This window comes from Streptomyces sp. NPDC048248 (assembly GCF_043201875.1).
Lineage (GTDB): Bacteria > Actinomycetota > Actinomycetes > Streptomycetales > Streptomycetaceae > Streptomyces.
The window spans coordinates 216858-229074 of the sequence record NZ_JBICZL010000001.1 but is presented as its reverse complement, the minus strand read 5'-3'; the positions used below and the strand labels follow the sequence as shown (position 1 = coordinate 229074).

7 protein-coding genes and 3 pseudogenes are annotated in these 12217 nt (G+C 67.8%); 1 reads left to right on the top strand and 9 read right to left on the bottom strand.

Going from position 1 to position 12217, the window contains the following annotated elements; all coding sequences use genetic code 11:
- Window positions 1-1184: 1184 nt before the first annotated feature.
- The 9 genes and pseudogenes from ACGFZW_RS01110 to ACGFZW_RS01070 form a co-directional block, all read right to left on the bottom strand.
- On the bottom strand, window positions 1185-4082 hold the full coding sequence (locus tag ACGFZW_RS01110) for a TIR domain-containing protein (RefSeq protein WP_393890862.1): 2898 nt from the start codon (window positions 4080-4082) through the stop codon (window positions 1185-1187).
- A gap of 8 nt (window positions 4083-4090) precedes the next feature.
- Window positions 4091-4966, bottom strand: a complete 876-nt coding sequence (locus ACGFZW_RS01105) for a DUF4231 domain-containing protein (RefSeq protein WP_393890861.1) — start codon at window positions 4964-4966, stop codon at window positions 4091-4093.
- A gap of 273 nt (window positions 4967-5239) precedes the next feature.
- The gene (locus tag ACGFZW_RS01100) at window positions 5240-5593 is read right to left on the bottom strand and encodes a hypothetical protein (protein ID WP_393890860.1); all 354 of its coding nucleotides are present in this window, start codon (window positions 5591-5593) and stop codon (window positions 5240-5242) included.
- 140 nt (window positions 5594-5733) lie between these two features.
- Window positions 5734-6405, bottom strand: a pseudogene (locus tag ACGFZW_RS01095) (maleylpyruvate isomerase family mycothiol-dependent enzyme); the annotation flags it as partial.
- Window positions 6406-6471: 66 nt separating this feature from the next.
- Window positions 6472-6954, bottom strand: a pseudogene (locus tag ACGFZW_RS01090) (GNAT family N-acetyltransferase); the annotation flags it as partial.
- A gap of 440 nt (window positions 6955-7394) precedes the next feature.
- Window positions 7395-8543 carry a DUF475 domain-containing protein gene (locus tag ACGFZW_RS01085; protein WP_393890859.1) on the bottom strand — a complete coding sequence of 383 codons (1149 nt, stop codon included), beginning with the start codon at window positions 8541-8543 and terminating at the stop codon, window positions 7395-7397.
- A gap of 106 nt (window positions 8544-8649) precedes the next feature.
- A pseudogene (locus ACGFZW_RS01080) lies at window positions 8650-8825 on the bottom strand (TerD family protein); the annotation flags it as partial.
- Window positions 8826-9140: 315 nt separating this feature from the next.
- Window positions 9141-9983 (bottom strand): class I SAM-dependent methyltransferase, encoded by an 843-nt coding sequence (locus ACGFZW_RS01075; RefSeq protein WP_393890858.1) that lies wholly within the window; start codon window positions 9981-9983, stop codon window positions 9141-9143.
- Window positions 9941-10237 (bottom strand): hypothetical protein, encoded by a 297-nt coding sequence (locus tag ACGFZW_RS01070; protein WP_393890857.1) that lies wholly within the window; start codon window positions 10235-10237, stop codon window positions 9941-9943. The genes ACGFZW_RS01075 and ACGFZW_RS01070 overlap by 43 nt, the downstream gene beginning before the upstream one ends.
- A gap of 486 nt (window positions 10238-10723) precedes the next feature.
- Here ACGFZW_RS01070 and ACGFZW_RS01065 point away from each other — a divergent pair, with 486 nt between their 5' ends.
- A complete protein-coding gene (locus ACGFZW_RS01065; RefSeq protein ID WP_393890856.1) occupies window positions 10724-12217 on the top strand; it encodes an APC family permease in 1494 nt (497 codons plus the stop codon).

Genomic DNA, 12217 nt, shown 5'->3' with positions numbered 1-12217 from the left:
CGTCCGCGCGCCCGCGCCATGGCGGCACGCGCGGACGACCACGCCTCGGAGATGCGGGAAGGTCACACCTCGCGGGTGGAACTCACCGGTCGGCGTTTCTCACAGGGACAGCGCTGGGGATGGACGTACGGGCATCGGTAGGGGCAGTGGAACTGCCGGTGGACGGTCGCGATGTGGGGTCGCGGTGGGGGAGTGCAGGCCCGGGTTCATCGGCGCCGGCGGGCGAAGCGCCAGCCGGCACACCGGACTCGTCGCGTGCGGTGTGCGTCGGAAGCGGATCAGCCTTTCCCGGTGCCGGATTTCCGGCCGGTTCCAGGAGGCTGCCGAACACCGCGGCAAGGACCACCAGATATCCGGCGCAGATGCATCCCAGGGTCAATGCGGCACGACCCAGGAGCCTTCTGCGCCGACCTGAGTGATCGACAAATACGGGACGAATCTCTTGCTTACCGAGGCGACTGCTGTGGGGGGTAGCGGTTCGCATGGGGGGTGAGTGTAGCTATTCCCCGCGAAGGAGAATAGACAAGATCAGCAACGCGTTCCCGGCCCACTGAACGGACAAAGCTCGCAGGATGCGACAAGACCCCTGGCGCTGAATTATGTTCGCTGCTCAACATACTTATTCATCAACCCGCGCAACGCCGCGCTGGCACGGGCCCGAGCCCTCTCCTCGTCGGGTCGCCGAACGTGCCGTCCTCCGTTGCTACTGTGAAGTAACTCACAGGGCGTGTAAGCCAGTCACGGCCCCGCCGCTCACCAGCACACAACGCGGGGGGCGCTGACGCGCCATCACGCACTGCCGCCGAGGACCCCCTTTCCCATCACCCCCGCCCATCCCTTGATCCCCACTCCCTGATCTCCTCGACACAACCCCGAAACGCTCACGACATACGGGTTCCACAGGACTCCCAGGATTTCACCACCGAAATCCTCACCGGCTCAACAAAAATCCAACCCCGCCGACTCGCCCCGACCCGTGCGCTTAATATCCACGAAATCTGCACCGCCACCTCCCGCACCCGGAAACATCTCCAGCGGCCCGAAATTCCCCTTCCACAAGAAGGACAACTCCACCTGCGGGAACCGCCCCTGGCGGCGATACCTCACTACGCCCCGGCCGGGCCGTCGGGGGCAGGCGGCAACATGATGGGGATGACCTCGGGTGCCGGGGTGTTGGTGAGTCGTCAGCGACACAGGTCTTGATAGGCGAGGCCCGGCGCGTGCTGCCGCCACTGCTCGCGGTCCAGACCGCCGCCGGCCACCTGGCAGGCCAGGCGCTTCGGGGCGTGGGTGACGGCGGGCAGCGGGCCGAGGCTCCACAGGCGCAGCGTGCCGTCGCCGCCGCCCGTCAGCAGCGTACGACCGTCGGGGGTGAACGCCACGTCGTCGACGCTGTCGTCAAGCGGTGGCGTTTCGACCGCCACGTGGGGACGTCGCAGATCACCGATGTCCCACAGCACCGCCGTGCCCTGGTCATCCGCCATGGCCAGCAGGTCGCCGTCAGGGTGAAAGGCCACCCGCCCTGAACCGTTGGTCGCGTCGGGGAGCCTGGCGGTGGGCTCGGACAGGGACGTGCCGCTGATCCGGTAGACACTGGAGCCCTCGGCGAGCAGCTTGCGTTTCGCGCTGAACGCCGTGTCCTGCTGGAGCACCGCCACCGGGTCCCACTTGAGGTGACGGGGCCGGTTCGGGTCGCCCATGTCGTACAGGCCGCTGCCCGCGCCCGGCAGGGCGAGCAGCCTGCCGTCCGGACTGAACGACGCCACGCTCGCGTGGGTGTAGCTCTTGAGGGTGTACGAGCGGATCTCGACGGGCCGTTCGCCCTTGAGGTCCCACAGTGTTGCCCAGCCCTCGATACCCCCGATGAACATGGGCTGGTTACCGGAGGTGACCAGGAGCGGAGCACGCGGGCTGAAGGCGAGCGAGGCCACTGGGCCGCGCGTGCGCAGGGTGGCGGTCTTGCGGGGGTGGCGCCGGTCCGCCGCGTCCCACAGGATGACTCGGCTTGCGCCGTCGCCTCCTGCCAGGTAGCGGCCGTCCGCCGAGAACGCCACGTCCGTCATGGTCTCGAAGAAACCGCGCAGAACGGAGAGTTGGCGGGGCCGGTCGGGGTCGGTGATGTCCCACAGCACCAGGGCGCGCGTGCCCGCGGTCGCCGCCGTCCGTCCGTCCGGGGAGATCGCCACCGCAGCTACGGCAACTGGGTCCGCGGTCACCCGGGCGCGTTGCAGTGGGCCGGGCCCGGAATCCGTGCGCCAGGTGGCGACCGCATCTCTGCGGTCGACGTTTCGGATGTACCGTCCGTCAGGCGTGAAGGCGATGTCCTCGCCCGCGCGCAGCTCGGCGTCGAGCAGCTGTCCGCGGGAATGCGGCTTGTCGGGTTGTGCCAGGTCCCAGCGCACCACCCTGCCGCTGAAGTCGACGGTGACCGCCGCCTTGCCGTCGTGCCGGAAGGCGGCGTCGGCCACGGCGTCGCGGTGGCCGCGGAGTCTGCTGAGCAATTGCGGTGCGCGGGACGGGCGGATGCGCCAGACATAGGCGGTCCTGCCGTGGCTGCTGATCAAGGTGTCGCCGTCGGGGCTGAAGGCGAGGGTGCTTCCCCATCCGTCGTCGCGCCCCAGGCGGCGCGGACGGGCCGGGTCGGAGGCGTCCCACGCGGTCATCCCGCTGCTGTGCTCAAGGGTGGTCTTCCCCGAGTCCGCCACGTCGAGACTGACCTTGCTGGTGGCGCTCACGACGGTCTTGCCGTCGGGGCTCATCCGGACGTGCTGGGCGTCGTAGATCCCGGTCCGCGAACCGAGGCGGTGTGGCCGGTCCGGGTCCGCGACGTCCCACAGGTCCATCCGACCGGTGCTGCCCTTGCCTGCGCGCACGGTGGCCAGCGTCCGGTCGCCGTTACCGAATCCGCCGCCGTCCAGGGCCGTCGCGCCGGGCAGTTGCGGTAGTCGCCGCGGCTTGCCGGGCGTGGCGATGTTCCACAGGGCGTGGCCTTTGGTTGCCGCCACCAAGAGGGTGTGTCCGTCTCGGCTGAAGGCGATGTCTTCGACGTCACCGTGCGGCGCAGGCAGGCGCTGGAGCAGGCGGCGCCGACCGGGCTGGGAGACGTCCCAGAGTTTGAGAGTGCCCTCGCCCGCGGTGGCCAGGACACCGGCGTCGTCCGAGAGCCGCCTGGTGAACGAGCCGACGTCGTCCGGCCCGTGGGATGTGCCCGCGTACGGTGTGCGCCGCAGTACGTCGACCAGGGCGGCGCGGGTTTCCGTCGTGGGGCGCACGCGGTACGCGGTCAGGCCGAGTCGGACGGCGGTGCGCGGGTCGTCCGTCAGGCGGTTCTCCGACTCGGTGAGCAGCGCGCGTGTGATGGCAACCCGCCGTTGCTCATCCGCCTCTTTGCGCCGGAGCTCCGCCTCGCTGCCACGCACCTGAGCCATGACGCCGAACACGAGCGAGGCGGCGAGGGAGACGGCCATGCTCCAGGTCAGCCAGCGCCGCACGCCGACCGTCCTGGCGTGCTGGCGCACTTCCTCGCTGTCGAGTTCGTCCTTGCTCACTCCGTGCAGGGCCGCCGCCAGGGTGCCGATGTCCTGGCGGAACCGTGCGTGGCTCAGGGACAGCTCGTTCTCGCTGCCGACCCAGGTCAGGTCGACCCACAGGGGCTCGGCCGCAAACCATCCGAACACCTCTGGCGGCAGGGCGGTGGTGCGTGCCTGGTCGAAGTCCCGCGCGCTGTGGTCCCAGTGGATCGCACCACTGGTGAGCACGATGAAAAAGGTGGCCGGCTCGCGATGCTGCTTCCAGTGAGTGATCTCCCGGCCCACCCAGGGGGAGCGGGCGGCCTGCGGTGAGGCGAGCAGGACGAGATTGCGGCTCGTGTCGAGCTTGGACTCGATGGTCGCCCACAGGTCGGGCCCGGCTTCCAAGGATGCCTGGTCGCGGAAGACACGTAGGGCGCGCGGGCGGTTCCAGGGCTTGGCCAGGCGGCTGAGCGCCCGGTGCACCGCCGGGGCCATCTTGGCGTCGGCTCCGTGACTGTAGGAGAGGAAGGTGTCGTAGACGTATCGGGTCGCGGTACTTCTCGAGGGCATGTGCTGCCTCACATGTGGGAAGCGCGCCACAGGGTGTGCTCACGCGAGACGGCATCCTCCGCGTTCGCCACGAAGGTGGCCCATTCCGCTTCGGTGACCGGGCGTTGGGCGCGGAAGGCGATCGTCGCCAACTCGTGCCGGGCGACGGCGTACGCGGTGGCGAGGGACTTGTGCTGCTTGGTCTGCACCCAGGCAGTACCACCCGCGGCGACGGCCGCGCAGACGCCGAGGAGGTCCAGGTCGACGACGCCCACCACCTTCGCGACGCCTGCGCAGACACCGAGCAGCTCCAGCATCGTGAGGCTGAGCGCCCAGGTGGTGCTTCTGCGTTCGTTCCAGCGCGACTTGTTGCCGTACCACTCGCGCTGGTTCTCGATGCGCTCCCGCACGTAGATCGCCCGACGTTCGTCCAGCGACAACCGACGCACGCGCGTCATCTCGGCGGTGACCTGCTCCGGACTGCCCCCGTCGGGGACCAGCCAGGCGGCCTGGACATCGTTCTCGATCTCCGTGAACCGGGTCAGCAGCAGCTCGGCGGCGGATTCGGTCGAGGTCTCCTCGCGGCCCATCGGGCTGCCGCCGACCATGTAGCGCCAGGTGAGCGTCTTCGCCGACTCGGCAACCGCCCGCCCCTCGTACCAGATGCGGTCCGGACGTTCCTTGAGCAGGTACACCTCGGTGACCACAGCCGTACAGAACGCCACCACCGCCGCGGCGGCGACCACGTCCGTACCGTTGACCTGCCAGCTGAACACGCCCAGTACGGCAGCGGCGATCAGCGCGCCCAGCTGGCACTTGGTCGCCAGCAGATAACGCCGCTGGGCTGTAAGAGAGTTGACGTCGGCCGCTCTGAAGAGCGCCGGAAAGTCCCCGTGTGCAGACATTGCCCCCCTGTCCGATGGTCCCACCCGCTCGACCGCGAGCCACATGATCGCAGACGGCGATCCGGGTGTACGTCGAACTTCCCTGAAAGCAGGGTGACTTCGGTCATGCCCGGGGCAGGGTGCATGCGCTCCGAGGGGCGGCGATCTGCGAGCACCAGCCGGCTGGTTGAAGACGCCGTTTGCGCGATGAGAGTGTTAGGCGTTGTCTGATGTGCGCCTGAGCCGTCGACGCGGGGAACAAGCGGAGGGCCGCAGCCGCCCCCCGATGAGCCGTCAGCTGAACTCCCTCCGTGTTGTTTCGGCGAAGGCCAGCCCTTGCAGGGCGAGTCGCTGTGTTTCGTATCGACCTTCGGTCGTGGCCTCCACGTCGAACCCGTACGCCACCTGCGGTGGGTATCCGATGAGTTCGAGAGCCCGGCTGGGCAGCGCCTGCTGGGAGGCCTCTTCCGACTCCCACAACAGAACGGCTCCCCACCGGTTGGTCTCCGGGTCGGAGAGCCACATCTTGAAGCGAAGCCCGGGCACCTCGGAGAACGCGGCGACGGATTCCTCACGCAGATACTCACGCATGGACTCGATGGTCTGCCCGGAGGCGGACAGGTCCCACCAAACGATGTCGGCACGCATGGCGTTCCTTCCTTTCGAGGGGGGAGTCTGACTGTCGGCCGGCTACCGGCACGCGGTTCAGGCGCGACCGCAGTCATTTCGTTCACGCCTGCGGCCCGGGCCAAGAAGGGCACGCCCCTCACGCCCTGTCCGGTAGTGCATCACACGCGATCCAGGCGCTGTGGAGGGTGAGACGGCCAGGGCTCGAGAGCCGGTAGCTCCTGCGCTGCCACCGGTGATACAACGGGCGTCCGACCGGCCAGCCCGGCCGCCAGGTCGCGCACGGCTCCGGTGACCACCGTGCCCGGCGGCCCGTCGCCAACGGACCACTGGCGGCCCCCGTCCTCAGTACGGACGCGTGTGCCTGCCGGGAGGCGGCCGAGGAGGAAGTCGATGGCGTGTGCGGCCAGGCCCTCAGGCCAATCGTTCGGCCGCACGTCGAGTTCCAGGTCGACCATGTGGATCCATGCCTCGCGCCAGCGTGCGAAGACGGTGGCGGTGAGGTCCGCGTTGCGGAAGGTGACGGGCCGGCTCCAGTCCACGTCGTCGGCCCGTGCCCAGGCTGCCTCGAGCCCGGCCGTGTGCGCGGCGAGTTGCACACGGTGCTCGGCGGCGCTGCGGCCCGCAGTGGCCTCGGTGATCGCGTTGCGCTCGTCCACCCCGCCGTCGTAGCCCGCTACGAGCTCGCCGCGCAGGGCATGCTCCGCGAGACGGGCGAACATCCTCGCGTTGTCGGTGAGATGAGCGAGGACATGGCCGCGCGACCAGCCGGGGAGGGCGGATGCCTCGGCGATCTGCTGGTCGTTCAGTCCGGCCACGAGTCTTTCCAACGCCTGGTGGGCTTCGATCACTGCTGCGACAGGAGGTTGCATGACTCGGGCCGGGGTCTGGTTGAGAACTGTCGGTGCCTGGGCAGCAAGCTCGCCGAGGGGGGCACCACTCAGCCGGCATACCGTCCACTCGTTCAGGAGCTCCACGCCGAGCGACTTGTAGAAGTCGATCGTCGGCTCGTTCCATGCCAGGACCCACCACTCGAAGCGCTCGTAGCCGTGGTGTCGACAGGTCGCGGCCAGGGAGGCGAGCAGGGCCTTGCCGTGTCCTCCTCCTCTGGCGTGCGGTCGTACGTAGAGGTCCTCCAGGTGCATGCCGCGCGTGCCGGTCCAGGTCGAGAAATGGGGGAACCACACGGCGTAGCCCACGGCCTGCCCCGTCTCGTCGTCCTCGGCGATCAGCGCGAACGCAGCGGGATGCTCTCCGAACAGCGCCTCGCGGAGCTGCTCCTCGGTCGCTCGGGCTTGGTCAACAGCCCGTTCGTACGCGGCAAGTTCGCGGATCATTTCGCGGATCTCGGCGACGTCGTTGACTGTGGCGGTTCGGATCACGACGGAGATCATCGGCCATCGCCCCCCAGCCGTGTCCATCCAATTCCGTGCCTGCTCAACGGCGCGAACCCGCCTGTGGAGGCGCTCTTGGTCGGACTGGGCAGGCGTCTGGCCACCGAGTCTTGGAAACCGTTGAGAGGGCGGCGAGGTAACCGGTCCAACTTTCCTGAGCCGGATCCGCCCACTGGGTGGCGGAGTCTCCGTGGACTCTGAATCCGGTCATGCCGTTGACGCTCCAAGCCACGGCGAAATACAGCCGGTGGACCGAGCGTCCGCGTTCGACGTCGAAGGCGGTCGGTCTCGCGCTCGCGGGCAGGGCCGATGCCCGGTTGGCCAGGGTCTTCGGGATGCCGGTCAGCCGCAGCACTGTGCTGCGACTGACCGACGCATTGCCCGAACCGGAGCCACCGGGTGGCCCGCGGCCCGCGCCGGCACCCGGCTCAGACGCCGGAGGAGACCTCAACCTTCTCGTTGGACCCCGTGTCCTTACCCTCGGCCGCCGCTTGCCCGCGGTTGCGCCGGACCGAGGAGAAGAAGGACCAGGCAATCAGGGCGACGCCTACGAGGCCCGTGATGACCTCGTGGATCTCGTATCGGATGGTGACGAGCAGGATCACGGCGAGGGCACCGATCGCGTAGTGCGCGCCGTGCTCCAGGTAGACGTAATCGTCGAGGGTTCCCTGGCGGACCAGGTAGACGGTGAGCGATCGGACGTACATCGCGCCGATGCCGAGGCCGAGTGCCATCAGCACGATGTCGTTGGTGATCGCGAAGGCGCCGATGACGCCGTCGAAGGAGAAGGACGCGTCCAGGACCTCCAGGTAGAGGAACATGAAGAACGCGGCCTTGCCGGCCATCACGACCGCCGGGACCTTCTTGCCGCTCCTCTTGGCCTCTTCCTCGGCCTCGTGCTCGCGCTCCTCCTCTTCCTCGAGCTTGTTCTCGAAGTAGCCGGAGAGACCGCCGACGATCAGGTAGGTGATCAAGCCTGCGATGCCGGCGATCAGGACGGTCTCCGTCTTGTCCACATGGATGCCGCCGTGCTGGTGGGCGCTGGTCGCGAAGGTCATCGCGGAGACGAGCAGCACGATGAGCGCGACGCAGACGGAGAGCATGTCGACCTTGCCGAGCTTGGCGAGCGGACGCTCCAGCCAACCGAGCCACTTGATGTCCCGGTCCTCGAAGATGAAGTCGAGGAAGATCATCAGCAGGAACATGCCACCGAAGGCGGCGATCGACGGGTGGGCGTCGGTCACCAACTGCTGGTACTTGTCCTTGTCGTCGAGCGCGAGTTGTACCGCTTCGATCGGGCCGATCTTGGCGCTGATGGCGACGATCACGACCGGGAAGACCAGGCGCATGCCGAAGACCGCGATCAGGACGCCGATGGTGAGGAAGATCTTCTGCCAGAAGGCACTCATCTTCCTCAGGATCCCGGCGTTGACCACGGCGTTGTCGAAGGACACCGAGATCTCGAGGATGGACAGGATCGCCACGATCCCGAATCCGGTCCACCCTCCGTAGAACACCGCCGCGACCAGGCCGAGCGCGGTGACCGCGAACGACCAGCCGAAAGTTTTCAGAAGCACTGGCTACCCCATCGTTGTGTACGGGGCTCCCCCGTGCCGTACCTGGCTTTACGAAACATTGACCCCGAACCTCGGAGTCTAGAACGATGCCTCGCAGCCCTGACAGCTATTTCGGGCCAACGGCGAACTTCCACTCGCCGTCGTGCCGGTAGACCTCGCCGCAGATCATCGCCGTCTCCGTGGAAGCGCCTTCGCTGCGGTCATGCGGGCGAGCTCCTGACCGTCGCCCTGGTTCACCACGCCGGCGAACGCGTTGCTGAACTGGCCGAAAGTCTGCTGTCGTTTCGTGGTCGTGTCGGGGCGCGCTTGGCCGGGGGATCGGTGGCATGGCTTGGGAAGGTCTCGTTCTCGGTGAGACTGCCTGGGCCCGTCTCATGTGGCGCCTAGGGTTGGGAGTGTTTTCCTTGGAGGGGGCACCGCTCAGGCCGTGTTTGAGCACGGAACCCGCCCCGTAACGGGGACGGTGGCCCAATGCGCGAAATCCGGTCGCCCCACTGCACCCGGACGGATACTGCAGGTCGCAGCCGGACCGGACGACCCCTGCGGGAACCTGATCCAGATTGCACGCGATGCACTGACGGCAGGGTGATACGGGCCTCAGGCGGGTGCCGTGCCGTTTCGGTGCGCGGTGAGCAGGAGGTACTCCCAGTCCATCGCCCCGTCCCGGAGCGCGCTGCCCGCCAGTTCGTCGAGGGCCTGATCCAGTGCGGCGGTCTTCTTCTGGTCGTCGGCGATGTTGCGGTAGACCGCGATCGTCGGTCCGTAGACGGACTTGAAGAACTCGCGAAATTCCGCGGGCTCGGCAAAGGCATCCACGCGGATGGTCTGTCGGTGGGCCTCGACCCCGCCGACTCGGCCGCCCAGCAGCGTACGGACGTGCTCCTCCCGGCCCCAAAGCGGCGGCGGTTGCGCCCCCGGCGGCGGAGGTGGCGCGTACTGCTTCATGACGCTGAACATCCGCCCGATGAATCCCTCCGGGGTCCAGTTCACCAGTCCGATCGTGCCGCCCGGTCGGCAGACCCGGAGTAGTTCGTCGGCGGTGTCCTGGTGGTGAGGGGCGAACATGACCCCGACACAGGACATGACCGTGTCGAACGAGCCGTCGGCGAAGGGCAGCGCCTCAGCGTCGGCCTCCTGCCAGCGCAGCTCGGCACCTCGCTCCGCGGCCTCCTGCCGCCCTACGTCCAGCAGCTCGGGCGTGAGGTCCGAGGCGATCACATCGCCGCCCGCGAGCGCAGCCGGAATGGCGGAGTTCCCCGACCCGGCAGCGATGTCGAGCACCCGGTCGCCGCGTTTCACCCCAACGGCTTCCACGAGGACGGGTCCGAGGGCAGAGATGAGCCGTGAGGCGACGACCGGGTAGTCGCCGAGCGCCCACATCATCCGGTGCTTCGCCTTCAGCGCACGGTCGGCCTCACGCGTGTCCGCCGAATCGGCCATGCATCCGCCTCCGTCTTCTGATGCTGCGTCACCGTCTTTCTAGCAGAGGAATCCGGCCGGCTGTGGTCACCGACATCGACGACATGCGGCTCGACATCTGAGAACGGTGTCGTACGTGAGCCGATGTTGCCTACGGAGCCGTGGATGATGCGGAGCCGATACGTGTCCTGGTACTGCTCCAGCTCGCCTACAAGTTCGACGCCGTGAGTGCGCAATCCGGCGATCGGCTTGTCATCGGCCGCGAGAGCGTCCACGGGCCCCTCGCTCGGCTGGAAGAGGAGCGGCCGCTTCCTTCTCTCCCGGCCCTCAGCGCTCCAGAGTTCCCGCGGTGAGCTGAGCTGACCGTGCTGGAGGTAGCGGAGCGGCCTTGGGCAACATCAGTACAGCCGTTGGCGCTGAGATTGGTCTCGGCGTCTGGTTGTGGATCTCCGCGTTCGGGTGAGGCTGGGCCTGGAGGCGCTTGCGAAGGTCGAGCTCCTCGGGGGGAGCGGGGACCCGGGCCGGCGGAGTCGGACGGGTTCGGGCCGCAGCGGTCGTCCGCCGCGGTGGCCTCGGCTTCGAGTCCGGCCGGACACTGCCGCGAAACCGCCCCCTCGGGCAGGCGGGAGCAGGGACACCGCCGTCCGACCGTACGATTCCCACCCTCTCTTACCGGACATGCCCGAGCATGAATGATCCAATGACCCAAAATCAGGATATGGCGCGATTTCCTGAATCCACGCACGACGAAGCGAGGAAGCATGGCCGACGACACCGATGACGCAAGACCACCCCAAGGCCTGAAGGCCAATGCGATCAGCTTCCTCGACGCACTGGTCATCGGACTCAATGCCACCTCCCCGGCATACTCGCTGGCGGCGGTCATCGGTCCGGTCGTGGCGCTCGTGGCGATCTACGCCCCCGGGGTGATGCTCGCCTCGTTCGTGCCCATGCTGCTGATCGCCTCCGCGTTCTACTACCTCAACAGGGTCGACCAGGACTGCGGCACGACGTTCTCGTGGGTCACCCGGGCGATGGGCCCCTGGGCCGGCTGGCTCGGCGGCTGGGCCATCGCGATGACCGGGGTGCTCGTCGTCGGCTCGCTGGCCGATGTCGCCGTGAGCTTCGCGCTGCTCGCCTTCGGCCTCGACAGCTGGGTCGACAACGAGGTCGTACGCCAGGTCCTCACGGTGTTGCTGATCCTTGTGATGACCGGCATGTGCGTCATCGGCACCGAGCTGTCGGCCCGGGTGCAGAACGTGCTGATCCTCCTTCAGGTCGTCTTCCTGCTCATCTTCGTGGTGGTGGCGCTCTACAAGGCCTATGCCGGAACGAGCGCATTCGACTCCATCGACCCAAAGTTCGACTGGATGAACCCCTTCGGGGCCGGAGGCGCATCATTGACGAGCGGTCTTCTGCTGGGGGTGTTCATCTACTGGGGATGGGAGTCCGCGGTCAACCTCAACGAGGAGACCGAGAACTCCGCGAGCGCGCCCGGTAAGGCAGCGGTCTGGTCGACGATCGTGCTGTTGGTGACCTATCTGTCGGTCGCTTTCGCCGTCGTGGCCTACGCCGGCACGACCTACCTGGCCGACAACGCCGACGAGGAGGAGTTCATCTTCGCTCTGCTCGCCGGCCAGGTGATGGGCGGCTGGGACTGGATTGTGTTGCTGGCGGTGTCCACCTCCGCCCTCGCCTCCACCCAGACCACGATCATCCCCGCCTCGCGCACCGCGCTGTCCATGGCCCGGCGCCACGCGCTCCCCGCCCACTTCGCCCGCATCCATCCCCGGTTCCGTACCCCGGATGTGAGCACCTGGTGGGTCGCGGGCATCTCCATCGCCTGGTACCTGGTGGTCCGCCAGATCAGTGAGAACGCGCTTTTCGACTCCCTCACCGCGCTGTCCCTGCTCATCGCTTTCTATTACGCGCTCACGGGGCTGGCCTGCGCGGTCTACTACCGCCGCCATCTCACGGAGAGCATCCACAATTTCTTCCTCATCGGCGCCGGCCCGCTGATCGGCGCCGGGCTGCTTGCGTGGCTGCTCGTGGAGTCCATCGGCGACATGGCCGACCCCGCGAACTCCTACAGCGGAGTCTCCTGGTTCGGTCTCGGCCCACCGCTGGTCATCGGCATCGCGATCTCCATCGTCGGCGTGGTGATCATGGTCGTGTGGCGACTGATGTCCCCGGCCTTCTGGGCGGAGCGCCCGAGTGTCGCCGACCCCGACCTCGTCCACGGCAAGGAGTCCTGA

Coding starts and splice junctions, on each gene's coding strand:
- ACGFZW_RS01105 (WP_393890861.1), bottom strand. CDS start 4,966: ATGTCTGCACACGGGGACTTTCCGGCGCTCTTCAGAGCGGCCGACGTC.
- ACGFZW_RS01110 (WP_393890862.1), bottom strand. CDS start 4,082: ATGCCCTCGAGAAGTACCGCGACCCGATACGTCTACGACACCTTCCTC.
- ACGFZW_RS01075 (WP_393890858.1), bottom strand. CDS start 9,983: ATGGCCGATTCGGCGGACACGCGTGAGGCCGACCGTGCGCTGAAGGCG.
- ACGFZW_RS01065 (WP_393890856.1), top strand. CDS start 10,724: ATGGCCGACGACACCGATGACGCAAGACCACCCCAAGGCCTGAAGGCC.
- ACGFZW_RS01100 (WP_393890860.1), bottom strand. CDS start 5,593: ATGCGTGCCGACATCGTTTGGTGGGACCTGTCCGCCTCCGGGCAGACC.